The organism is Echinicola marina, from assembly GCF_020463795.1.
GTDB classification, from domain to species: Bacteria; Bacteroidota; Bacteroidia; order Cytophagales; family Cyclobacteriaceae; genus Echinicola; species Echinicola marina.
On record NZ_CP080025.1, the window covers coordinates 5,498,944 to 5,524,482 of the forward strand.

The window sequence follows — 25,539 nt, forward strand, 5'->3', positions numbered from 1 at the left end:
TGCAGACCTGCCAGGTTTGTTTAATGGGTAAATACAAACCTGGCAGATCTATACCATTTTCCATTGGGGGAATATGCTAGATTTCATCATTTATCCAGGTGTTGTTCAATTTATTGAGTTATCACAAAGCCTCCCCTCGGCTGAACCGTAACGGTCAGTTCCCCATTTTTCCCAACTTTCACAGTTTGGAGTGTGGGCTGTCTTTCTTTATCGTCATTGTACAAGGAGACTTCCTGTCCTTTGAGCATAGGAAGATTGATTTTCAATGTCTTGGCAGCATTTTCAGCATTTACGCCTGCGATATACCATTGCTTCCCACTTCTTCGGGCCAAGACACTGTATTTGCCCGGATATCCATCAATAAAGACCGTTTCGTCCCAAGTAGTGGGCAGTTTCCTTAAAAACTCCAGTTCAAATTCCGGTACATCAGTTAAGTTATTAGGAGTCAAACCAAACATCTGAACAGGATTTTGGAAAAGTACCCCGGTGGCCAATTGGAAGCTATCCGTGGTCAAGCGCTCTTGACCTCGTTCATTTCCCCTGTTAAGGAATTTATTGAGCAAGACCCCTCCAAACTCCATGCTGCCCACAGCGTTTCTAATAAAGGGATGCAAGGAGGCATAAAACGCTTCATTCTCTCGGACACCTTGGGAAAATATGAGCATTTCCGAAGCTAGGACAGCTTCACTTCCCACAAAATTGGGATACATTCTCTCCCAGCCTCTAGGAAGTGTGGTTCCATGGAAAATCACCATTAATCCATGGTCATTGGCATCCACCAAGATATCTTCGTATAGCCGCATGGTCTCCTGCTTGTCCCCACCGAAAAAGTCCACTTTCAATCCTTTCACCCCTGCTTCCTTCAGCCATTTCATTTCCTTCTTTCTGGCAATGGAGGTGTTCATTTTGTTCAATGGAGTCTGGAAAGCATCATTGGCCGTACCGTTGGAATTGTACCAAAGAAATACATCCACATTTTTCGAATTGGCATACTGGATCAGCTCTTCCATCTTTTGATAGCCAATCCTTTCATCCCACCAGGCATCGATCAGGATGTATTCAAATTCCATGGCTGCAGCCAAATCGATATACTTCACCTGATCTTCATAATTCATACTGTTGTCCTGCCATACGATCCAACTCCAGGTTCCTTTTCCATATTGGTAAGCTTGGGAGGCCTCATATAGCGGCTCCACCACATCAAAAGGAATGGTGGTTTCCACTATTGGCTTGAGCGTTTTCCCAACTGTAATGGTACGCCATGGTGTAAAACCAGGAAGGCCTATTTGTGCGCCTGTGCTCCCAAAGCCATTATTTTGTTCCATTTGAGGATATTCCACAGTGTACATTCCATCTTGAAAGCTACTTAAGTGTGCTCCGTTATAATTACTTCCTACACCTGTTTCGGATAGCAGTACCCATCCATCTTCCCCCACTTTGAAAAGACCCGGAAAAACATAGCCAAATTCCGCCGTAGTGCTTTCCAAAGCCGCATCTGTCACATAACCACTTTCATAACTGGGTGCGGTCCGTGCAAAACCTGTCATGGGCTTCATCATCGAAGAGAGAAAAGCGGTAGTAGTGGCTAATGGGAAGCGAAACCCTGTCAATTCCCGCTCCACTACTGTTGCCCTGGTATCCCCCCATTTGGGCAATTCATAGCGAAATGCGATATCATGATCGCTCACCTGAAAGTGAAAAGTAATTTGCTTTCCTTCCTCATTCTTGGCCGTGTAAGTCAAGGTGTTGGACTGATACTGTACAGAGGAAGTCTTGATCTTATCCTGGGTGTAGGACTTGTCGATTTTCCCAGTGGAAGCATCCACAAAACTCATATTGGAGGTAAAGTCACCCTCATTGGTCACAAGCCCCAAAGGAGAGTTCTCCAGCATTACCTTATCCTGATAGTGAACCGCATATTGGGCCTTACCATTGCTTATAGACACCCTGACTTCGAGGTGGCCGTCAGGACTGGAAACGGACTTGGCATTTTGTGCATTAGCTTCCGCAGTAAACAACAAGCAGAAAAGGTATAATAGTGTAAAAGAAATAATTTTCATTTTTGGACTTTTGAATTATTAGGGAGTCAACAATCTTACTTTTTGTATTTGAGAGCAAGGAAAAACCTGTCAGGTTTTAATAGTACTCCATTATTGCTTAGGCATTTATTGAAATAACAAAGGAGCAAAACTGTGGAGATCATGCCTCCATACGGGCCAGGTATGTCCTCCGGGATACTCGCTATACTCATAGTCTATCCCCATCTTATCAAACTCCCCAAGCATTTTCTCACAATTATTGTGGGCGATATCTTCTTCTCCTCCCATGGAAATCCAAAAAAGGCTTAGGTCATTATTGATCTTTTCTGCATTTTCACTCATAAAAGCGTACTGCCCCTCGGCAACGCTGCCTTGACGCTGAGAGATCCATCCTGAACTGAATACACCTAAGTGGGAAAACAGGTCTGTATTATTGATTCCCGCATAAAGCGTCTGAATGCCTCCCATTGAAAGTCCTGCCAAGGCCCTGTTTTCCGGGCCATTTAGCGTTCTGTAATGCTTTTCCACATGAGGAATGATCTCATTCTTTAATTCGTCTTCGAACATTTGCAGTCCTCTTTCCTCAAAAGCTGCTATTGGCATATTTCCATCGGGCATCACCACCAGCATAGGTTGGGCCTTCCCTTCAGCAATAAGATTATCTAGGATCAAATCGGTCTTCCCCTGCTGTGCCCAGCCCCTTTCATCCTCACCTCCTCCGTGTAGGATATAGAGTACTGGGTACTCACGGTCCGTGTCCATATCATATCCTGGGGGCGTATAGAGGAAAAATCTCCTCCAGGATCTCAATTGTGATGAATAGTACCTGACCTGTCGGATCTCGCCGTGAGGAACATTTTTCACTGCGTAATAATCATCTCCATCGAAAGGCACTTCAATTCCGCTGGCCATTCTTCCCATACCAAAAAATGTCTCGCTTGCGGGATCAGCCACAGCCTTTCCATCAATCAACAGGGAATAATAATGGAACCCCTCTCCCAAAGGCTCTGTGGTCACCTCCCATTCACCTTCATTATTTTTGGTCATAGGATATTTCTTTCTTAGGTCAAGCTGAATATTATCGGCAGATGGCGCCCTTAACTTGAACTTAGCACTTCCATCAGGCATAATTTGTGGATATTTGGCTCCCCTGATATTTGTAGAAGCTGGAATTCCTAAAGGACTATATTGGTTAAATTTGGATGTGTCAACCGGCTTAAAAAGCATTTTGGAGAACATGTATAGTCCATTTTTCCATACCTTAAAATCATGGCCACCTTCCTCTAAATAATAAATATGGGGAACATCATTTTTGACCAAGTAATCATGGGTGCGCTGACTGAAACCCAAAAGGCCATCTTGATCTCCACAAGAGATCCAAAGCAACTTTAATTTATCCTTGGCATAGGCTGGATCAGGAACGAGCATTTCAGGACTTTTGGTGTTGGGTGCTGCAGAATAACTGCCTATCCAAGCGAATTGGTCTAAATTTCCCAAGCCGAAATTCAGGGTTTGGCCACCACCCATGGACAAGCCTGAAATAGCCCTGTGTTCCCTGTCCGCCAACACGGGATAATTATTTTCAACAAAAGGTATCAGGTCATGAAGCAGGTCTTTCTCAAAGGTGGAAAAGGCCTCCACTTTATCTTTGGCCATGATATTTCCGGTAGCCCGGTCATCCTTCATCGCCCGGCCATTGGGCATGACGATGATCATGGGTTCGGCCTTTCCTGCTGCATAGAGATTATCCATGATCACTTGAGGCTGTCCACCGCGTAACCACTCTGTTTCATCTCCGCCTATTCCATGCAGCAGATACAATACGGGATATTTTTTATTCTTATTAAAGTTCGGTGGGGTATAAACAACTGCTTTGCGCTTTGTGCCCACGGTTTTTGATTGATACTCCACCGTATCTAACTTTCCATGTGCAATTCCACTTTGCACTTGGTCAAAACCCTCTGGAGCTTCTTTTTCTATTTGCTGACCAAAGCTTGTAGCAACGGTCCCAACAAGTAAAATCAATAAGTAGGTTATTTTTTTCATAATTTTTTAAAAGTTAATTGCCAATAATCGAAAGCATTTGTGCTCCATATCGTCTACCCAGTTCCCTGTATCCTGCTGCTGAAAAATGTAGCCCATCGGAAACGGCCTCACAATCTTCAGATGAAATTACATGTGCATTGGGGATCACTTCAGGTAAAGTAGCAATGATGGCATTCATACTGGCGCATTTTCCCCCTTGCGCTGCGCTGACCATTTCACCAGCCAATAAAGGAACTTCTTCTGAAGCTAAGCCCAAGTCTGCCAGTAGATTTTGATATACTCCTTTTACTTTTTGTGGCCAGTCTTTATCCCCTGTATTGGACTCCCCTTGATGCAGTAGTATTCCCTTGACGACCCCATCATTTTGGGCAGTTTTTGCCAGTTCTACCAAATGGTGGTAAGGGTTTCCGTCATATTCCTTGACCATGTTTTTAAGCCAATCCGGAGCTGTTTCCACATAGGATTGATAATTGTCCTTTTCAAAAAGCTCTATTCTACACCCTCCCACAGACACATTGATCACCCCTACCCGAATACTGTCAGGAAGATTTTCCACCAGAGTCCTACCAAAATAATCCACAGGTGTAAGCCCTGTATGACATCTGGTCAAGGGTGGCACAGCAGGATACCAATTTCCCTTTTCTCTATTCAGGTCAGGACAATCGATAGACTGTAGCACCTGAAATCTCGGGTCCACGTCCATATCCTGTTCCTCAAACTTTGCAGCTCCTTCCATATTGGACTGGCCAAAAGCCAGAAAAATGTAAAAACTCTTATCTTGCGCTTGAGCTGAAATTCCAAAGCACAAAATGACGAATGATAGAGAAATCCATTTCAATAATAATTTCATATTCATAGTTTAGTGGTAAAGGATTATTTCACTGACAACACTCCTTTTTGGGTCTGATTGATTTTTTGGATGGTGCCATCTTCATTATAATGCATATAGTCCACACAGATCGACCGGCGATAACTTCCTCCCGTAGGTAGCTCCCCATTATGATAAAAGAAATAATCTTTTCCTTTATAAGTGACTATACCTGGATGAACAGTAAAGCAATTGGGAACATTTTCCATGATTATCCCTTGATAGGTCCAAGGCCCTTCAGGACTTGATGCTGTACAGTATTCTATCATTTCTGGTTGGGTACCTGCACTGGCATATACCAGGTAGTAAAGGTCCTGCCGTTTGTACACCCAAGGCCCTTCTATAAAATGCTTAGGCTTAAAGTGATGTATAGGACCGTCCAATTCAACCATATTATCTTTTAGCTTAGCCCATTTACAGCTGCCATTGCCCCAGTAGAGATATGCCTGGCCATCATCATCTATAAAAACAGCCGGGTCAATATCATCCCAACCATGCTCATTATCCGTGGTCATTTCATTAACAATCAAAGCCTTTCCTAAAGCATCCTTAAATGGCCCGGTAGGACTATCAGAAACAGCTACTCCAATGGCTGCACCACCATTGCTGTTTTCATCCTTTTTATGAAAAGTGGATACATACCAGTAAAACTTACCATCCCTTTCTATACAATGCGCTGCATAAGCATCCCCTGTAGCCCATGAAAATGATTTTGGGGAAAGCTGTGCTCCATGGTTGGTCCAGTTCACCATATCTGTAGAGGAAAAGACCAACCAATCTTTCATTTGGTAGTTGGTGGCATCTACACTTGCTGTATCATGGCTGGTATAGAGATAAACTTTACCATCATGAACTATAGGTGCCGGATCTGCTGTAAATACATCAGTGATAATGGGATTTTGGGCAAAAAGCTCTTTGCTTCCAATAAAAGCGATAAACATTGCCAACAATATTATTTTCTTAGTAATCATGGTTATTGGTTAATTGATCAATATGCTTTCTTTAAGAATTAATTCATTTTTCATCTTGGACTATTTCATATACTTCACCTAAAGATGTCGCCAGATCATATTCATATATCTTCTTCAGTGACAGCCCGTTTAGCTCAGCACCTCCTGCGATCAAGGGTTTCTTGGTGTTCGGTTCTTGGTAAAATGGATTAGCATTCTCTCCCTCTGCTTCCGAGAGTCCATCTCCAGAAAGCGGATAATGAGAGCGAATTCTACAGTTCCCACCTAGAGTGGATTTTATAACAATTTTCTTTGGCTGGTTTTTCTTCCATTCTATTGCCAATTCAAAGCCCCCTCTGGCTCTTAGCCCGCTGACTTTACCTTCCTGCCAGGCATCGGGCAAAGCAGGCAAAATATGGATAGCTCCATCATGGCTCTGCAGCAACATTTCCGCAATTCCGGACGAGCAGCCAAAGTTACCATCGATCTGGAAAGGGGGATGTGCATCAAACAAATTTGGATAGGTGCCTCCTTTGTGTTTTCCGTCCGGCAATATGGCCGGACTCAACTGGTCCGTGATCAGTTTAAGTGCTCGGTTGCCGTCCAGCAACCTTGCCCAAAGGTTGACCTTCCAGCCCATGGACCAACCGGTGGATTCATCACCTCGGGCCACCAGAGAAGTTCTAGCTGCTTCGAACAATTCCGGATTTCTGTAAGGGGAAATCTGATTGGATGGAAAGAGTCCATACAAGTGGGAAACATGGCGGTGCTTGTCCTCGGGATTGTCCCAATCATACATCCATTCCTGAAGTTGCCCCCAGCTTCCTATTTGCATTGGAGGAAGTTGCTCCAGTTTTTCGTTAATCTTTTGCCTCATCTCAGCATCCACTCCCAGCACCTCTGCGGCACGTACAGTTTTGGTAAAAACATCAAAAACCAGTTGATTGTCCATGGTAGTTCCTGCGGAAACTGATGCCCCATGATCACTATAAGGTGCATTTTCTGGGGACACAGAAGGCGCTACCACCAACCAACCATTGTCAGGTTCCTCAACCAAAAAATCCAAATAAAATTCAGCAGCCCCCTTGAGAATGGGATAAACAGATTCCAGATAGGCTATGTCACCAGCGTATTCATATTTGTCAAACAAATGTTGGGAAAGCCAAGCACCGCCCATGGGCCACTGTCCCCAAAAAGCCCCGTCAACCGGTCCAGTAATCCGCCAAATATCCGTATTATGGTGCATCACCCAACCTGAAGCTCCATACATATCTCTAGCCGTTTTCTTCCCTGTTTCGGATAGTTCTCTGACCATTTGGACCAAGGGTTCATTCATCTCAGATAGGTTGGTGATCTCCGAAGGCCAGTAATTCATCTCGGTGTTGATATTGACCGTATACTTGCTATCCCAAGCAGGCTTGAGCTGATCTGCCCATATCCCCTGTAAATTGGCCGGTTGACCTCCTGGACGGGAGGAAGAAATCAACAAATAACGGCCAAACTGAAAATAAAGGGTCACTAATTGCGGATCATTTCCCTGTGAAAATTCAACAATTCTGTCATCTGTGGGCTTATCCACGGCATCAGTCTCTCCTAAATCAAGGCTCACCCGCTTAAAATATTGCTGATAATCAGCCACATGATCATTTAATATAGCGTCGAAGCCTTTATTGGTGGCCTTTTCCAAAAAAGCACTGGCTTTTTCAGTCTCATCCCCACTGATATCCTGGTAGTTCTCAAAATTTGTGGCCATGGAAATATACAAGGTGGCCTTATCTGCACCGGTTACTGCTAAATTGTCATCTGTAGCAGACATTTTCCCATTCTCTGTCACGATCCTTACCCGTGATTCAAATTCTACTCCTCCTTTGATGCCTTCATGATCACTTGAAATTCCTGTAAGGATCAATTCCTCATTGCCATTGGTGCGCAGATCAAATTGCCCAGGGCGGTCCATGGTGGCTGAAAATTCGAGGGCACCCGCTTTATCCGCTGTTATTTGTACCACAATCACCTGATCAGGAAAAGAGGACAGCACTTTGGTTTCATAGTTTACACCTCCCTTTTCATACCGGGTAGTTACAATGGCCTTTTCTAAATCGAGTTCTCTCGAATATTCGGAAGTTGGTTCCTCTCCATAAAAATTCAATCTCAAATTCCCCAATGTTTGATAAGGCATACCATAGACACCGCTAAAAAACTTTTGGTTGATAAGTTCCTGGGCTTCGTCATACTTTCCTTCAAAAATCAGCTTCCTAGCTTCTGACAAAGCTTCTTTGGCCTCGGGCTTGTCATTTCGATAGGGCCTTCCAGCATATAAAGTATTTTCATTGAGCTGAATGGTTTCCTTATTTGGATCTCCAAATACCATCGCTCCTAAACGGCCATTCCCAACCGGCAATGCTTCCACCCACTGTTCCGCAGGTTCATCGTACCAAAGCCGCAAATGATCATCCGAAACTTCGATGCTTTGATCCACCTTTTCGGAAGTCCCACAAGACAAGCAAAGCAGACTAAAAATTGATAAAAGGGTTATTAGTTTATTCATGGTTATATTAGGTTATCTGTTATATGGCCCAATTTTAATTTAAGTAGGTCAATGCCCGAGTCGGGGTTAATTGGTTAACTGCTTAACAGATCGAGTAACAGTTCTACCTTTTTGTTTTTCCCAAAGGCCAAATTTTGGATTTCCGTTTAAAATTTCTTTTTCGCACATCTTTCCGAATACACATTAATGTCACACATTACAATTATCAAATACCTAATATCCAATCACAAGCATACTCTCTTGAAAAACATTTTGCATCCATTATGTCCTGTTCACTTCTATAAACTTCCCAGTCCTTCTTTGGCCTTTTCCCACCTTACCCAATCCACTTCTACTGCTTCACTTCCTTGCAAAACCAAATCCTGAATCCCCAAAGGCCTATAAGCCAGCGGAACCGTGATGGATTGCCATTCTTCATTCTTCACCAACTCTACCTCACTGATTAACTGTCCCTCTTTGCTTACTTGCCTGATTTGAACTTTTCCACCTTGGGGAGCCCTGACCCTCCAGGTCATACTTCGGGCATCTCCCTTTCCAAAATCCACCGCATCAAATTTGACCCAGCCTTCCTGATTTCCCAAAATCGTTTTCCAGCCTAGAAATGGATTTGACTCTTCCAAAAAGGCAATAGTAGCTCCAGTTTCACTGAGCTCACTGTAACGATCCAGATGGACTTTCTCAAAAGCACTGCTCAATCCTATGCCCCGAAGGCTAGGCACTACCTTTCGAATACTTCCATCTGCTTCAAAAAACAAACTATCCGCCCTTATAGACCTATTTTTGTCAAAATCAGGAGAATAATCATTATGATGGTAAAACAGATAATGCTGTCCTTTAAAATTGATGATCGAATGATGGTTGGTCCAGCAGCCTGTAGGGGACTCATCCATAATCACCCCTTTAAATTCAAAAGGCCCCAAAGGATTCTCTCCTATGGCATATTCGAGCCTTTCTGTCTCATTTTCCACATGAGGATAGGTAAGGTAATAGTTACCATTTCTTTTGAACATATAAGGTCCCTCTTTAAGGCCTTTGCTCGGAAGCTCTTGTAAAATCACAGGCTCAGCTGCCAGCTCAAGCATATTTTCCTTGAGTTTTGCTCCATAAATATGGCCTTGAGACCAATAGAGATAAGCCTGGCCATCATCATCAATGAACACATTCGGATCTATTCCCTTTACTCCTTTTATCGGCTCTTCTTGGGGGACAAACGGACCTTCCGGGTGGTCTGCCACGGCCACCCCAATGGTAAAACCTTCCCCATTCACACTGGATGCATTGCTATGGTCAGGAAAATAGAAATAATATTTTCCATTGCTTTCAATACAGTCTGGTGCCCACATGCTGTTGGCGGTGGGATTTCCCCAAGGGACATTCTCTTGACGAAGGATAACTCCGTGATCGGTCCAGTCAGTGAGGTTTTCGGATGAAAACACATGATAATCCTGCATGCAGAACCAATTTTCCCTACCGTTATTTTCCTCCCAATAAACATCATGTGAAGGATAAACATAAACCCTATCACCTACTACCATGGCAGATGGATCCGCTGTGAATTGGTCCTTGACCAAAGGATTCTGGGCCTTGGAAATTCCTGCCCAAAGGACAAAAAGGGCAATTAGGATGGAGTAGTTTTTATTATAGGATATTTTAGGCATTTGAATAAATCTGGTTAGGGTTGGTCAGTAATATGAAAGTAATCGAAGTCTACATGGCCTCCAGGTGATTTGGTCGCATAATTGAACAAGGCAAAGCGATAGCCCATAAAATGAGGAAGTGTATACTTCATGTGAAGTGTCGACCCAATAGCTTTCCATTCTTTGCCATCAAGGCTGTAAAAGAAATTGGCTTCATCACGGCGATCGGTAAAATCACAAATAGCTTTCAGGTAAACAGACTTTGTGTTGAGTGGGACTCGTTCAATTTCTTTAGTCTCTCCGGAATCTGCATTGATCATCACCAACACCTTTTGGCCATTCTCATCTTTCACCCCCAACTGTCCATAAAGTTTCTGGAGCAATGCAAGGCCAGCGAAGTCCCCATCCTTCATCCCTGATAAATCAATTTTGGTGACACCTGTACATTTTGGGCCTATGGTCCGCTGGGTCAGAATATTTTTAGCTTCGATAAGAGAAGCATCCACCCTTGCTGTGGTTAAGCGCAGGTATCCTTTTCTTTCCCTAACTGACCAATAGGCCGGATCGGGATTATGGTTCCACTGCCAGACCAAAGGCAAGTCCTTGTCTTTCCTTTTCCGGTCAAAATCGTCTGAAGCAACAATACCAGGAATCAGGCTTCCATTGACAGGAAGATCCAACTGATCTGGCACCTTCCCTTCCTCTCCCAGTACCGGCCAGCCATTTTTCCATTCCACTGGTACCAGATAGGGTATTCTTCCAACAGCTCCATTGTCACGGAAAAGATAAGCATACCACTCACCACTTGGCGTATCGATCAAACCTCCCTGAGCGACTCCTTTGTCCTGCAACATGACCTTTCCCTCATAGGGCCCGGTTATCTGATCAGCTCTATGGACAATGACCGTACGCATCCCGCCTTGGGGCCAAGAGATATTAAAAAGGTAATACTTCCCATTTACCTTGAACAATTGTGATCCTTCTGCCGGGAGCATCACATTGGGCCCAGATGGAGCAGTAGCATTTTCTATCAACACCCTTTCCGTACCGGGCTTGACTCCTGATAAATCCGATTTTAACTCTACCATATGGAGCTTTCCTCCCCCCCATATCATATAAATTTTACCATCCTCATCAAAAAATAAAGTATGGTCATGATAGGAAGGAGAAAAGGAATGTGTTTTCCATGAACCTTCTTCCATATCATTGGTGGTAAAAATATAGGTCTTGCCTGTGGTGGAAGAAAAAGTACTGAGGTAATAAGTCCCTTCATGAAATCTCAAACAGCTTGCCCAAGAGCCAGCCCCATATGCATTTTTCCCATTTTCCATGTTGAGGGCATCTACTTCTCCCAATTGATCATAAGCATAATTAATCAATTCCCAATTGGACAAATCCTTTGACTTCATGACCGGAACACCAGGATTCATGTGCATGGTGGTGCTACTCATATAATAAGTATCACCAACTCGAATCATGGACATATCCGGTACATCCGCATGGATGATAGGGTTTTTTGCGCCTTGATCCTGTGACACCGCAGTATGGCCAATAAAAAAAGCCACCACAAAATTCATCACAGTAAATGATTTTTTAAATTCTCTCATTTGACACTAAAGCTTATATAACATTTATTGCTTGGCAAGATTTATCAGTTTTTCAACTATGGGCTTTGCTTTATTTTCCCTGTCAAAAAGCAAAGGATAGTCTTTCCTACCCCTCACCGGCCAATTGTTTTTCCAAGAATTACTATCATTTACCCCCCATAGGGTAACCCTGGAAACCTTATCCTGGTGTTTCAGGAAAAGCTCAAAAAATTCCAAGTATCGTTTATCAAAAGCCTGCGACACACTATCTGGCAAACCATCTTTGTAGGGATTCATCCGATCTTCATAATCCGCATTATCCGAAATATTGGCTCCCGCTTCCCTATTTCTCCATGGGGAAGGAAGCACAGAAAGATCCAATTCGGTAACCATGACCTGCACTCCTAAATCAGAAAAGGCGAGCATGCTCTTTTCGAACGCTTCAATTTCCGGATGTTCTAAGCTGATATGTCCCTGCATACCTATACCATCTATTCGAATACCTTCCTCTTGAAGTTCTTTTACCATCTTGACCACACCTTCCCGTTTACCTGCTTGGGACATAGAAAAATCATTATAATACAGTTCTGCATCCGGATCAGCTTCATGAGCAAACTGAAAGGCCAGTTTGATAAAGTCCTTGCCTAAAATTTGATGAAACTTGCTCTTTCTATAGCTTCCATCATCCAATATGGCCTCATTGACCACATCCCAGGAATGCACCCGACCTTTATATCGGCCCACAACAGTATAGATGTGCTTGCGCATTCGCTCAGTCAGCAATTCTGGTGACACCTCATTCCCCTCTTCATCGGTAAAGAACCATCTGGGAGCCTGAGAATGCCAAATAAGCGTATGCCCATGGATCTGCATATTGTTTTCTTCCCCAAATTCCACAAACTGATCAGCCAGATCAAAATTAAACTCCCCCTCACGTGGCTGTATCCGACCGCTTTTCATGATGTTTTCAGCGACAATACCGCTGAAATGTTCTTTTGCAATTTGAATGGAAGAGGTATCCCTGCCGGTTATTTGCCATGCATTTAGGGCTGTACCCATTACAAACTTCTCTTGAAAAGTATCTTTTAAAACAACAGGATTTCTATTTATGGATTCTCCCGAAGTACTGCAGGCCAAAAGGCTCAAACAAATGAAACCGATCAGGACGGGTATAAATTGATGTAGGGTGGATCGAAACTGCATATTAGTGGTTATTATATTGTTAATTGAAAGTGGCTATGCTATTAGCCAAGACTAATTAAGGATGCGAAATCAAGCTATATATTCAGCAATATGAGGGAGATAGATTAAGGCATGGTCGATATTTTTTTGGGTTAATGAAAACTAACTATCTTAAATCAAAGATAAAAGCAACTAGAGTTGATTCAAACTTCACAACAACATCCCAACATATTATTTATCAATGACTTAACGAGAATCATTGCACTTATAAATCGTTATTTATTTATTAAAACACAGGTTATTTCACCTTTACAGGTTTAGTATTTCACACATAAGCCCAACAATGGTTCGTTTAAGACAAGAATCTGAATATTAATAAGTTAAATAGTTATGATCAATTTGAAAATAATGGATATCTATTTAAAGCCCGGCCTAAATGGCCGGGCAATTATCAAATGATCAAGTAAACAACCATTTCTAACTCGTTAAACTATTCTTACAATTTCATTACCAATACAAAAGGCCATGAGCATAACCATTACTAGCGGTAGATGTCAACGTTAAAGTATACCATTGTCTCGTCAGTACTTTTGTATCACTATTATAATTTGAATCATTACTTCCAATAATTTCAGTGCCCGCAATATAAGCTCCACCTTGTCTCAAAAACACACTTCCTGAATACAAATAATTTGGATCAGCCCTATGGATCACATAGGAAAATTCAATATCACAATACTGGTTAATAGTAGCCGTTTGAGAATCTGAATTTACATATGGTGTAGCCATTACACCAATACCATTATCATAAGCAAAACTGCTTGAAAAGGCCATGAATACCATAGCAAACATTAAGATTAACTTTTTCATCATTTTAGATTTAGTTGTTAAAGTTTATTATAACAAGAATAAAGTCAATTGATCAAATTATTAAAATTTACTTTTTATATGATAATTTTAAATATTATGTCAACTCCTACCACATTAAAATCGCATAAGAACGTACATTGGAAATAGCTTCGGCTTCAATTGTAATTGTACCCCAATGATTCCAGCCAAAAGATAAATTACTACCTTGCTCATAATAAAATCCAGGCGATCCAACTAAATCAACCTCCTTACTAAATATAGTAACTCCGTTATTTTTAACTGCGACCCGACCATTAAAATCATAATTGGGAGCCCCACTACTTACCCTCTCAATACTATAACTTAAATTGAATGTGCTATATGAATTAATATTCACATTCTTAGAATCAAATGTATTGTTCGAATAATAGGCTTCAACCATTTCCTCATTATTATATGCAAAACTGCTAGAAAAGGCCATGAACACCATAGCAAACATTAAGATTAACTTTTTCATCATTTTTAGGTTTTAGTTGTTATTAATTCATTTAACTTCCTCTATATATTGATCAATTGACTTTCTTATTTTAATGTGGCCACTTGTGACTCCAATAGATTGATACTAATCGGGTAAGTCTCTTTCAATAAAGTTATTTGCTGACCACGTATTTTGCTCTCTTTTTCTTTCAATAAGTTATTTTGAATTTGATGCTGAACTAATTGGAAAGGAATAGTAGATGTGCCGGATTTAGACAGCAATTTGACCAACCAAAAGGACTCTCCTACTTTGACGGGCATGGACAATTCCCCGGAACTTTGCTTGATTACAGCCTCTATAATTGGCACACTATAATGCTCATTAGGCATTTCAATCTCTATGATCTCTAATTCAGCTATACTTTCTTTTGTTCTTTTTTTATCAAATTGGATTTGCTCCTGCAACAATTGCCGGCTTTCCATGGCCTGTTGATAATCAGCATGCTTATAAACCTTGATCTTCGCCTCACCAAAACACTGGAATTTTTCGGAATTGCTATCATAATATGCTTTCAGTTCATCATCTGACACTTTCAACTCCGGTAAGATTTTTTTCCGCTTAAAATGGTGTACAAAAACCCCATTTGTCCTGTTCTTAATCCACTGTAAATACTCCTCATCCCCTTCCATCCCCATGTCTTTCGCTTCTTGAAGCAGGTATTTACCAATTAAAAAGCTGCCCATCATCTTTTTCATATCATTATGATTTGATAATAGGCCCTTAAATACAGGCTGATGTCGGGCAAATTCCATAAAATTGCTTGCCGTATAGGGAATATTCTCCCCCTCAAACCTGTATTCCATCAATACAGATTCAGGATCTACCCCTGGCCAATTTTTATTATCCGGATCAAACATGGCAGCCATATCCACAATCGCCTGTTCATGCATAATAGGATTTGCCTCCTCAAAAATCCGCTGTTGGCTTTCCCATATGTACTTTTCTTTCAAACCAAAAAGTAAATCCTGCTCAATAACGGACTTTTCTTGCTCATATGGCCTTAAAGGTGTTCTTTTCGAGTCGGAGATATGGACAATAAAGAATCCATTTAAAGTCTCCAATGGCCCAATAACATCCCCAATATTTAATTGGGCCAAATTTTCAAGGTATATCCCCATTGGGTTAAATGGGTAATGGGATGTGTAAGTATAATTTTTAATCCTTTCATCCGCATCCACCTCTTCCTTTAGTCTGTTAAAACCTTCAACAGTATTTACTTTTACTTCCGGATCTAGGTATTCCAAAAGCATTTCCCTCGTAGGAATAAGTATCACCTCTATATCATACCCTACATTTCTGCGCTTATAGGCCTTTTGAAGTGCTTCTTCACTGACCTTGAGATGTGGCTTCACCTTTCTATTCCAAACATAGCCTTCTACAGTTGAAGCGTAAAAGCGTTGAATATATTCCAGTTGCTTGGCTATTTGCTTTATTGTATCATACTGGTGATCCAATGCATAAGCCAAAATCAACCCTTCTTCCAGTAAGCGTTCATGTAATTGCTCTGTGGATAATTGACTATACTTTTCATTTTTTTTAATGGACTCATATTCATTGGCAGTCAACGTATAAGATCCAATTTGAAGCAATACTTTATCGTGCTTCCGGTCACAAGCGGCACCTAGCAAAATGAGTAATGAAAGAATTATAAAACCAGATTTCATCAGATAAAAAGATTGTTATTTTGTAAGCTTAATTTCTTATGGCAATGAGGAAGTGGCAGGAGCTACAAAACCCTGTAAATACGCCCCGAGCCACTCACCTTCATTGTATGCCAAATTCTCCAAATAGTATAGAATTAGAACTGTCTTAATTCGTTCTTTCAACTGTCTATTTAAGACAGACCAAAATTTTCCTTACAATTATTCTCCTGCTGTACCCTCACATAGCTCCAATTCCTCCGCATACTCCCGAAACCATTGATGCACCGGTTTGGCGCAGGCATCCGGATCAGCATCATAAGCAATACCTCCTTCGGGGTCTCCCCGGTCGATCAGGTTTTCTGGAGCCAGTAGGTTCCAACTGACATTTCCCGTTTCATCAGCCAACAACTTGAAATTGGCGCCAAAGCCCCAACCATTGGCCGTACCGGTAATGCCTCCTTTTCCCCATACACCATATTGCTCCGGTGCCCAATCAATTTCCGTCACCGCTATAGGCGCAAAATCAGCTACAGGTTTAAAATTCCTTTCCCACTGTTGCCGTAAGGCAGTGGGGTCATTGAGGTCCTGTCCCCAGTAACCGGGATATAGGTGGACGGCATAGCCGATATTTTCTCCCACAATAGGGTAATCGGCAAATCCCCGGTAGTGGGATTGATATCCCGAACCGGGTATCCAAAGGATGTTTCCCGCCCCATTGTCCCTGATCTTATCTACAATCGGCTGGAAGAACTGTTGTAAAGCCTCATAATGGGCCGGCGTATCGCTACCATATTCACCATTCGTGCCCAAAATATGTACCGGCTCATTGGCTAATTCAAACATCACATGGTCTGTATTTTTCAGGTCAGGATGCTGGGAAACATGGTCCCAAATGGTCATCAAGTAATCATAATACTCATCTCCTACGGCAATTTCATGCGGACAGACCCCAGGAGGGCGCAGTATGATATACATCCCTCTGGACTTGGCATGCTCAATCAAAGGCACGATCACCTTATCCACAGCCGTAACAAAGCGGTCAAAATTAAATCGGGAAATGTCATTTTCCGGAATAGGTTCACCAGGTGTATTGGACCAATAAGGATCGATATGCAAGCGGACATAATTCAGGTACCATCCATCTTCATCACCGGCGGAAAGTTTATCCATCACGGACTTGTTATAGGCCAGACATCCTTCCACATCATAATTGTTCCATCGCCATTCCCCTACATGTCCCCCATTGAACCAGGGACTTGGGGTCATGGCCACTCCATGAAGGTTCACAGAATTACCACAGGGATCCTTCAAAAACCTACCTTCTACATGTAGTGGCTGTATCGGCTTGGGCCAAGAGATGGCTAAAACTTCATCCTCTTCTTCCTTTTCCTTCTGATCTGGAAAAGGATCATCGGTCGTGCTACACCCAAAAAAAAGCCATAACATGATAATTCCGCCCACATAAGTGGCATTTTTTATATTCATAGGAAGCAAAGTCTAATTTATGACAGAAAAAAAAGCCAGTGATAGCCAAGAGGCTTATCACCGGCTCAACCCCTATCTATAATCCTTGAAGTCCTTCTACAAAACCAACATAGGCTGGTTTTCGGTTAAAATTAAGATCCCAAAGTCCCTGACGCTCTCCTGGCAGCCATGAGGCATCATCAGGACTGTCTGTAATGCCCCATACCGTAATGCCATAGCGCTGTGCTTTCGGAACATACTCGTTATAGGTTTCCACCACATATTTGTACATCTCCGCTTGTTGCTCCAGCATTTCCGGTGTAGGGTTGGTTGAATTTACCCGTACATCCAATTCAGAAACTTTGATCAGTTTTCCTGTTGCCGCCAGCATTTCAAACATTATGGCAATATTTTGCTTATTGGAATCAATGCCAATGTGCATTTGCGTACCGATACCGTCTATCTGAGCACCTTGGCTTTCCAGATAAGCTACGTAATCAATGAGTCCCTGACATTTGTCCAGATTATATTCCAGGTTATAATCATTGATAAAGTGGAGGTCATCCGGATTGCCATTTTCCCTGGCCCACTGAAAGGCTTTGACCGCATAATCCTTGCCCAGGTAATCTTGCCAATAAAAATGATCCGCGGCCATATCTGAATTTCCAATGCCGGTTTTCAGTTCAGACGGGTTGTTATCATCCATCGGTTCATTGACCACATCCCAGGCTTTTACATGTTCGGCACTGTTGGTGACCATTCCTGATATCCATCTTTCCAACTCTCCTGAGATGATCGATTCCTTTTCCTCAGGTGTTTTCTGTACCAAAGTAGTACTTCCACCAGAAAGGGAGGCACTGCTCAGGACCACATTGTCAATGTACACCGTACCGGCATATTCCCCATAACTTATAATAAGCCGCTCCCTATCATCAGCAGTTGCCGTAGTAGTCAGTTCAACCTGCTGCCATTCTCTGGTGACCATCACCTGGCCAAAACCATTGGAAGAATAATTAGGGCTTTGTAGTTCAGGACGGATGATCCCCTCAGCGTCACCTTTTACCCAAAAGCTCAATTTATAGGATTCTCCATTCTCAAGCGGCTCAGCAAAATTATATACGGTCTGTACTTCCCAGAAGCCTCCGGTTACAGAAGGGTTAGTGACAAAAAAGGCTTTGCCTTCTCCGCCAAATCCCATTCCATCCTCGGTAATACCACGGGTGGAGTTATTGCCCCAGCCTCCCCAGCCTGTACCGGATTCAAAATCTCCGTCCCCCACTAGGTTATTGATCGCAGGTTCTCCATTAGGATCATAAACATATAAGTTATTTATATCCAAGTAATAGGTAACCCCTGGGGCATATCCCATATCAAACTTCAATTTGAAGGAATCTCCTTGAAAATCACTTAGGCTAAACCTGATTTCCTTCCAGGACATAGAAGTTTGGAAAGTAGCCGAAGCCGTTCCTGTCCCCATCCAATCTACCTCGGGCTCATTATTCTCCAATCCTTCAAAACTGATCCTACCCTCACCTGGTATATCTGATTTGATATAGGCTACGATTTCATACTCCATTCCTGCCTCAGAAGGAATACCGGGGATAACGAACTGAAGGTCTCCTGGTGAAGACACACTGGCACCAGCAGTCAATTTAATGGCGGACGTTCCTTCTCCCATGCCTTCATTCTCGATGATGGATACATCACCATTAGTAGAAAAGCCAGCAAGATCTCCTGCCATAAGTCCGCTCAGGTCCAACTCATTGGCAAAAGCAGGTGAATTCACCACAAGCGGCTCCAACAGCCCATTCAAGTAGGCCGCATTTTGGTTGGCATGCCAACAGAGGGTATGACCATAAATCGAAGTTCCGGCCTCTGCTGCCGCTTGGTACATGGCATTGACGGCATCCATGCTCAGACTTCCATCGGATTGTACCACTGCTCCATGCTTCATACCATATCCCGCAGTGATTTCTTGGAAATTACTATTGATCAGTCGGTACAAAACACCCTTATCGGCATATTCAGTTTGACTCACCGCACCTCCAAGAATAAAATCTGGATTAGCGATACTATCTATATATGTCTTAAGGGTATTATAGGAATTCAGCTCTTCTTGAAGGGCTATACTTTCCGGTTTTTCGACCTGGTATTCATCTGTGGACACATAATCCACACAGGATGCCGTTAATGACAAGGCTACTCCGCCTAGAATATTGATATATCTTTTTTTCATGTTAGTCTCGGATTAATTCATCAATAGATTATTTCAGCACAGGACTAAATACCTCCATGCCTACTCCTCGGTCTCTCAGCACCAAAGTATCCACTGAGGCCACCTGCATTTGGGGCAAATCAATCTCATACTCCAAGTAAACCGCATCTCTATCCTGATTTCCCCAACTGGATTTTTCACCATCCTTTACGAATTTTCCACTTCCAGATGCTGTATAACCATCATTTGCGGCAGAAACTGTGCAGTTACCCTGATCATCAAAAGTCAACAATAGATCAGCTGTAATATTTTCTCCACCTTCCCCTGTTAGCGTTAATGGAAACACCACTTCAGAAAGAGACTGGGTAAGCAACTCATTGATTTCGTCATCCTCCACATTTTCTTCATGTCTAATAATGGTTTCATCGATGATCACACCGTCTTTTCCAGTGATTATATCTTTTCCTCTGCGCAGATAATTTCCGTGCCATTCATTTACGTATTTAACAGCATACAATGTAAAGTCCTTGGGTGCAGGGAACCAGTCTTCCGCAATGGCCCTCTTGGGGTCTTCTACCACCGGAACTCCAGACAAAACAGAGTCCGCATTGGCTACTCCAGTAATCTTTACAGGTAGTACAAAGGTCTTTTTTATGGCCCTAGGATCATTGAAAAAGGCCCCGGTCAGCTGTACCTCAACCCCTCCTGCAATCTCTCCACGTGGTATGGTCACCGTTTCAGAACTTAACTGATAATATTCTGAAGACAAGACTTCTATTTCATCTCCTCCCTCTTCAAATAACAGTCCCTCGGCCAATGATTCGTCCACCTCGATCTGCACAGACACATCATTTGGAGAAGAATATACTCCGCCGGTGGTCACCATCAATTTAAACTTCCCTTCATTGTCTAGGGAAGTGTCAAAAATATCCTCCCCCATAGTGATCGTACGGACAGGAAATTGGTAAGCGAAGTATACCGTTTGGTAATCAAAGTCCGGGAATTCCCAATCCTCATTCTCGCAAGATGAAAATATCAAGACAATCGCTATCAATATATATGGTATCTTTTTCATTGTTTTTGCTTTTAATTCTCTTACAACCAATTGTTCTTAGCTTTCATATCAATTACCAACCGGTATTCTGTTGAAGCGCACTGAATTTCAAACGCTCGCCATAAGGTACCGGACCATAAATCATATAATCCTGATAAACCCGATTTTCCACATTGATGACAGAAAATTGATCTTCATTTTCTATGCGCATTCCTTGAGCGGTCTCGGTCAAGTCCAATTTCCATCTACGCAAATCCCAAAAGCGGAATCCCTCAAAGGACAATTCCAAGCGACGTTCATTACGGATCAATTCTCTCATGGCTGCTTGGTCGCTTTTGATCGACTCTAAATAAGCATCTCCATTATCCATGCCTATTCCTGCACGCTCCCGGATGGCCTTGATTACATCATAGGCCGAAAACCCAAAAGATCCACTAGCCATCGGCCCCCAAGCTTCATTGGCAGCCTCAGCATAAATCAGGAAGAATTCTGTATACCGCATTCTAGGTTGAAGGTGTCTTTGGCTTGTATTGGCTACAGGATCAAGGTTTACATCCTGACGTAGCAGTTTGCGCATATAATAGCCTGTACGGGTAGATGATTCTACCTTGTTCAGCCCATCATTGGTGTCTGAGTCCAATGCCGTATTGATCGTAGTCCCTGATGGTCCAGCAGTGCTTCCATTCAGCAAAATGAATTGGGCCAACCTTGGGTCCCTGTTGGCATAAGGTGTATCCTCCGTATATCCTGAGGCCGGATCTGATATAGGATAACCATTTGCCATAGGAAAGGCATCCACCAAATTTTGGGTTGGATTGACCAACCCTTCTCCATAAAGCGTTGGAGGAAAGTTCTGTGTTTCCAAGTTATTGGTAGGACCACCTATAGATCCCCTCCAAAGAATTTCAGGAGGATTGTTTCCTGCTCCCAAAGCATCAATGACCCCTGTATTATTATACCAGGTCACGCCATTGGGATCCAGTCCGCTTACCCCTCCGATATCATTCAATAAACTTCCTGCATAGGTAGCGGCATCTTCCCATTTGGTCTGGTCATTGTCAAGGTTAAAAGATGGGCTGGCCGCCAACAAGGCTGCCTGTGCCCTGATGGCCATAACAATTCTTCCAGAAACCAATTGTTTGGCATCGTCTCCAAACACCCTGTTATACTCACTGACCTGCGCTCCGAATTCCCTATACTTTGAAGGGATCATTCCCTCATTACTGATATTATAATAATCCATAGGCAGTAACTCCAAGGCTTTATTAATATCTGCATAAAGCTGTTCCATACAGGCATCGAAAGTGGCCCTTGGAATATTAAAATCTGAATCTACAGATTGTGGTTCCAAGAAAATGGGCACTCCCAATAATTCACCACCTGAGATACCTCCATGGGCCTGTAAGAGGTAATACATAAAAAGGGCTCTCAAACCATAGGTTTCACCAGTCAAACGGTCCAAAAACATTTGGTTGACATTGGGATTGGAGGCATATTGTGTATTGCCTACCTCCAATAACATCTCATTGAGGTACTGTATAGCTGAATTGGCGGAAGACCACCGGTCCACTGGATTGTTATTCGATGCCCACTGACCAGTAGCCATATTCAAAAAGCCACTATTAAGGTCATTACTGACAGCATCATCAGTCGCCATTTCACTGAAATTATAACCATTGGTAGGAATCCTTAAATAGGCATTCAACAATAGCCCCTGTATCATACCCGGTCTTTCCCTTATCAGTTCCTTGCTTTGGATATTCTCCAATGCCGGATCAATTAAATCACTACAGCTTGTCAAAGCCACTAATCCTGTAATGATAGCTGCTATTTTAAGATTTATTCTCATGTTCATTTTGGGTCTTGTTAAAATTTCGCTTTAACACCAATATTATAAAACCTGGTCTGCGGGGCACTGCCAATATTCATCTCCAAAATATCCCTGTTTGGGGCTATGGTCAGTAGATTTGCACCATTGGCATAGATGTCCATCCCCTTCAAGAACCGCTGGCCAAATAGACTGCTAGGGAATGAATAGGAAACTTGCACCCTTGTTAAATCAAAACGATTGGTACTGTACATCCAAAAATCCGAATTACGGAAGTTGTTGGCTCCATTTAATGTGGTCAGACGTGGGAAGGTAGCCGTACTCTTTGTAGCTTCTGTCCATCTACCCCTCACCTCTTCAGAGTACTTGTCATCCCCATTGACCCAGAAGTAATTATTGGTCTTCATGGCATAGGCTCCAGTGCGGGCAGTTCCCAAAGCAAAAAAGGTGAAGTTTTTATATTTGGCTGATAGGTTAATGCCCATGGTCAATGGGGCACCAGACCGACCTCCTCTACCAAGATATACCTCGTCTTGGGCATTAATAATACCATCATTGTTTTGGTCTTTGTATTTGATATCTCCCGGTTTTACTTCTCCAAAAGCTTGTTCTGGGGAGTTTTCTATATCATCTATCCCAGAGAAAAAGCCCAAGCTCTGTAGTCCCCAAATACCATCCAAGGGTTTTCCAACTCTAGTTTGGTAATCAAACTCAAAATTTTCTGACCTTTTGGATGCTTTGGTATCATAATAAATACCTGAGAAACCTAAACTCCAATCCACCTGTCCAATCCGTTTGTTCAAGTTCAATTGAAAATCAAATCCTCTTCTTTCGTCATTATTATAATTCACATAAGGTATCCATGAAGAGATCGGCCAGCCTGTTTCAAAATAGCTAGGGTATATATTACTATCCTGAAGGAACAACCCGGTCATTTTACTGACAAAGACGGAACCATTCAATGTCAACAATCTATCAAACAAGGAAGCATCCAGTCCTACACTGATTTCCTCTCTTTTTGGGAGTCCTAGGTCATAATTTTGTCCTCTCCTTACATCTGTAGCGTAATTGTTCAAACCATCTTTCCACTCATACCAAGAGCCTTCATCCGTGTATATACCTTCATATAGGTAATATTCATCAATGTCCAGATCGGTATGAAGTATACCTCCTGACACTGATAATTTCAGGTCATCCACCACGGAAGAGGAAGCCAAAAAGTCCTCCTCACTAAGTCTCCATCCCAGGGCCAAAGTAGGGGAAAAAGCTTTACGGTTATCCGGGGCCAATTTGGCACTATGGATCATCGCTCCGCTGAAATCCAGGTAATACTTTGATTTATAGTGATAACTACCGTGGATTCCAAGATTGGCATTACTCACCTTATGATAGATCCCGGACTCACCCGTCTGAAAACCATTGGCAACCAACATCGCAGAGATATGGTGTTTATTATCGATGCTTTTCTGGTAATTCAATTGACCAGAAAATGACAGGGTCTGTCTAAACCAGTTATTGCTGATATTTTGGGTTTTGGAGCTGGCATCCTGTCCATATCTGGTCAAGCCGGCAATTTCATCCATCCCGTTATAATTCGTCCACCTAGGCTGGTAAACAGCATAGTCATTATTGAATGAAAGGTTATAAGAAGTGGCATAGTCCAGTCCAAAAAGTGAACTGAAGGAAAGACCCTCTAATACATTTCTTAAATCCGCATTTAGGCCGGCATTAAACTGGAACTGCCTACTTGTATATTTTGACGATCCACCTGCATAACTTCCGGCAATGGGATTGGTTTGATCCAGCTGGGTCCCTCCCAACAAATACTTCCCGCCGATCAAATGTTGGCTGTTCTGAACATAATTCTGGGCAGTCTCATCATCAGGAGACAACATATCAATAGGCACTAAGGGTGCAAAACGATAAGGTCTTAGTGTAGCGGATCCACCCCAGTAATCGGCATTGATTCCTTTTCCATTATAAAAGATGGCAGCTGCATCTACCTTGGCAGAAATATAGTCGTTAAGGTTGAGGTCCACATTTCCACGTATATTGAACCTTTCGTTGCCATTTTCTGCAGCCTGACCAAAATCCAGTACCGATCCTTCAGACCAAAAGCCTACATTGGTATAATACCTTGCACTTTCATTACCACCTTGGATTTCCATGGTGGCATCATAGCGGGTATAGGCTTTTTGCAAGTAGTCCTCTGAAAAGTAATCCACATTTGGATAGCGATAAGGATTCTTTCCGGAAGCGTGATTAAAGATTTCTTCCTCCGTATAAAGAGGACTTAAACCATCATTTGACCTGGCTTCATTATACAGGCTCATGTACTCAGCTGATCCTAAATATTTAGGGTAACTTTTGGGTACGTTCACGCCAATATTAGTACGGACATCAATCGTTTGCTTATTGGCTACACCGCGTTTGGTTGTGATCAACAAAACTCCTTTCGCTCCTCTGCTTCCATAAAGCGCCACTGCATTGACACCTTTTAAAAAGGATATTTGCGCTATTTCAGTAGGCATCACACTACCTATATCACGGGGAACGCCATCTACAAGTGTCAAATAACTGCTATTTCCCCATAAATTTCCATTAAATCCACCTACAAAAGCTTCCATACCATCCAATGGATAGGTGATATAATTCTTATCCATGATCTCTGGCATGTTTACGGATGACACTCCCCCCATCAGATCATTCTTATCCTTGGTTTGGAAAGCCACCAAAACTTCTTCTCCCTCCAAGTAAGGGAATAATACGATTTCTTCCAGTTCAGCATGCGCTTGAAGTATTTTGGTCTCATAACCAGGAGCCTCTACCCCTAAATAGGTATTTAAGGTTACTTCCAAATGCACTGTTCCCAAACTATCAGACACTGCTGAGTATCCATCCAGGTCACTTTTGACAATAGCACCGCGAACAGGTTCGCCTGAACTTGTTTTGATCGTCGGATCAATGCTGATTTTCATTGTTTCCTGCGCAATAAGGCACAGTGGAAACAGCACCATATATGCACAGCAGAGCAAAGCTATTTTTATATATTTCATCATGTTTGTTCGTTTTTATAAAGGGACAAAAAAACT

The 25,539-nt window shown here is 42.5% G+C and carries 16 protein-coding genes; all 16 read right to left on the reverse strand.

Translation table 11 applies throughout. The features are described from left to right. Positions 1-110 precede the first annotated feature (110 nt). Positions 111-2,060, reverse strand: coding sequence for a glycoside hydrolase family 97 protein (locus tag KZP23_RS22325; RefSeq protein WP_226334009.1), 1,950 nt, complete (start codon positions 2,058-2,060; stop codon positions 111-113). A gap of 105 nt (positions 2,061-2,165) precedes the next feature. After that, a complete protein-coding gene (locus KZP23_RS22330) occupies positions 2,166-4,085 on the reverse strand; it encodes an alpha/beta hydrolase-fold protein (protein ID WP_226334010.1) in 1,920 nt (639 codons plus the stop codon). 13 nt (positions 4,086-4,098) lie between these two features. Then, entirely contained in the window at positions 4,099-4,935 is an 837-nt protein-coding gene (locus tag KZP23_RS22335) for a sialate O-acetylesterase (RefSeq protein WP_226336571.1), read from the reverse strand. Positions 4,936-4,958: 23 nt separating this feature from the next. Beyond that, positions 4,959-5,924, reverse strand: a complete 966-nt coding sequence (locus tag KZP23_RS22340) for a glycoside hydrolase family 43 protein (protein ID WP_226334011.1) — start codon at positions 5,922-5,924, stop codon at positions 4,959-4,961. 43 nt (positions 5,925-5,967) lie between these two features. Beyond that, the gene (locus KZP23_RS22345; protein ID WP_226334012.1) at positions 5,968-8,451 is read right to left on the reverse strand and encodes a glycoside hydrolase family 95 protein; all 2,484 of its coding nucleotides are present in this window, start codon (positions 8,449-8,451) and stop codon (positions 5,968-5,970) included. Between the two features lie 278 nt (positions 8,452-8,729). Continuing rightward, complete coding sequence (locus KZP23_RS22350; RefSeq protein WP_226334013.1) at positions 8,730-10,109, reverse strand: family 43 glycosylhydrolase; 1,380 nt, start codon at positions 10,107-10,109, stop codon at positions 8,730-8,732. 14 nt (positions 10,110-10,123) lie between these two features. Beyond that, the gene (locus tag KZP23_RS22355; RefSeq protein ID WP_394370991.1) at positions 10,124-11,665 is read right to left on the reverse strand and encodes a glycoside hydrolase family 43 protein; all 1,542 of its coding nucleotides are present in this window, start codon (positions 11,663-11,665) and stop codon (positions 10,124-10,126) included. 54 nt (positions 11,666-11,719) lie between these two features. Beyond that, positions 11,720-12,877, reverse strand: coding sequence for an endo-1,4-beta-xylanase (locus KZP23_RS22360; protein ID WP_226334015.1), 1,158 nt, complete (start codon positions 12,875-12,877; stop codon positions 11,720-11,722). Positions 12,878-13,363: 486 nt separating this feature from the next. Beyond that, a complete protein-coding gene (locus tag KZP23_RS22365) occupies positions 13,364-13,729 on the reverse strand; it encodes a hypothetical protein (RefSeq protein WP_226334016.1) in 366 nt (121 codons plus the stop codon). A gap of 103 nt (positions 13,730-13,832) precedes the next feature. After that, on the reverse strand, positions 13,833-14,225 hold the full coding sequence (locus tag KZP23_RS22370) for a hypothetical protein (RefSeq protein WP_226334017.1): 393 nt from the start codon (positions 14,223-14,225) through the stop codon (positions 13,833-13,835). Positions 14,226-14,287: 62 nt separating this feature from the next. After that, complete coding sequence (locus KZP23_RS22375) at positions 14,288-15,907, reverse strand: peptidyl-prolyl cis-trans isomerase (RefSeq protein ID WP_226334018.1); 1,620 nt, start codon at positions 15,905-15,907, stop codon at positions 14,288-14,290. Between the two features lie 198 nt (positions 15,908-16,105). Then, on the reverse strand, positions 16,106-17,371 hold the full coding sequence (locus KZP23_RS22380) for a cellulase family glycosylhydrolase (protein ID WP_226334019.1): 1,266 nt from the start codon (positions 17,369-17,371) through the stop codon (positions 16,106-16,108). Between the two features lie 76 nt (positions 17,372-17,447). After that, a complete protein-coding gene (locus KZP23_RS22385; RefSeq protein WP_226334020.1) occupies positions 17,448-19,586 on the reverse strand; it encodes an endo-1,4-beta-xylanase in 2,139 nt (712 codons plus the stop codon). 28 nt (positions 19,587-19,614) lie between these two features. Next, a complete protein-coding gene (locus KZP23_RS22390) occupies positions 19,615-20,640 on the reverse strand; it encodes a DUF5627 domain-containing protein (RefSeq protein WP_226334021.1) in 1,026 nt (341 codons plus the stop codon). A 52-nt stretch (positions 20,641-20,692) separates the two neighbouring features. Next, positions 20,693-22,474, reverse strand: coding sequence for a RagB/SusD family nutrient uptake outer membrane protein (locus KZP23_RS22395; RefSeq protein WP_226334022.1), 1,782 nt, complete (start codon positions 22,472-22,474; stop codon positions 20,693-20,695). Positions 22,475-22,485: 11 nt separating this feature from the next. Next, positions 22,486-25,506 carry a SusC/RagA family TonB-linked outer membrane protein gene (locus tag KZP23_RS22400; RefSeq protein WP_226334023.1) on the reverse strand — a complete coding sequence of 1,007 codons (3,021 nt, stop codon included), beginning with the start codon at positions 25,504-25,506 and terminating at the stop codon, positions 22,486-22,488. Positions 25,507-25,539: the final 33 nt, after the last annotated feature.

Coding starts and splice junctions, on each gene's coding strand:
- KZP23_RS22325 (WP_226334009.1), bottom strand. CDS start 2,060: ATGAAAATTATTTCTTTTACACTATTATACCTTTTCTGCTTGTTGTTT.
- KZP23_RS22330 (WP_226334010.1), bottom strand. CDS start 4,085: ATGAAAAAAATAACCTACTTATTGATTTTACTTGTTGGGACCGTTGCT.
- KZP23_RS22335 (WP_226336571.1), bottom strand. CDS start 4,935: ATGAAATTATTATTGAAATGGATTTCTCTATCATTCGTCATTTTGTGC.
- KZP23_RS22340 (WP_226334011.1), bottom strand. CDS start 5,924: ATGATTACTAAGAAAATAATATTGTTGGCAATGTTTATCGCTTTTATT.
- KZP23_RS22345 (WP_226334012.1), bottom strand. CDS start 8,451: ATGAATAAACTAATAACCCTTTTATCAATTTTTAGTCTGCTTTGCTTG.
- KZP23_RS22350 (WP_226334013.1), bottom strand. CDS start 10,109: ATGCCTAAAATATCCTATAATAAAAACTACTCCATCCTAATTGCCCTT.
- KZP23_RS22355 (WP_394370991.1), bottom strand. CDS start 11,665: ATGAATTTTGTGGTGGCTTTTTTTATTGGCCATACTGCGGTGTCACAG.
- KZP23_RS22360 (WP_226334015.1), bottom strand. CDS start 12,877: ATGCAGTTTCGATCCACCCTACATCAATTTATACCCGTCCTGATCGGT.
- KZP23_RS22365 (WP_226334016.1), bottom strand. CDS start 13,729: ATGATGAAAAAGTTAATCTTAATGTTTGCTATGGTATTCATGGCCTTT.
- KZP23_RS22370 (WP_226334017.1), bottom strand. CDS start 14,225: ATGATGAAAAAGTTAATCTTAATGTTTGCTATGGTGTTCATGGCCTTT.
- KZP23_RS22375 (WP_226334018.1), bottom strand. CDS start 15,907: ATGAAATCTGGTTTTATAATTCTTTCATTACTCATTTTGCTAGGTGCC.
- KZP23_RS22380 (WP_226334019.1), bottom strand. CDS start 17,371: ATGAATATAAAAAATGCCACTTATGTGGGCGGAATTATCATGTTATGG.
- KZP23_RS22385 (WP_226334020.1), bottom strand. CDS start 19,586: ATGAAAAAAAGATATATCAATATTCTAGGCGGAGTAGCCTTGTCATTA.
- KZP23_RS22390 (WP_226334021.1), bottom strand. CDS start 20,640: ATGAAAAAGATACCATATATATTGATAGCGATTGTCTTGATATTTTCA.
- KZP23_RS22395 (WP_226334022.1), bottom strand. CDS start 22,474: ATGAACATGAGAATAAATCTTAAAATAGCAGCTATCATTACAGGATTA.
- KZP23_RS22400 (WP_226334023.1), bottom strand. CDS start 25,506: ATGATGAAATATATAAAAATAGCTTTGCTCTGCTGTGCATATATGGTG.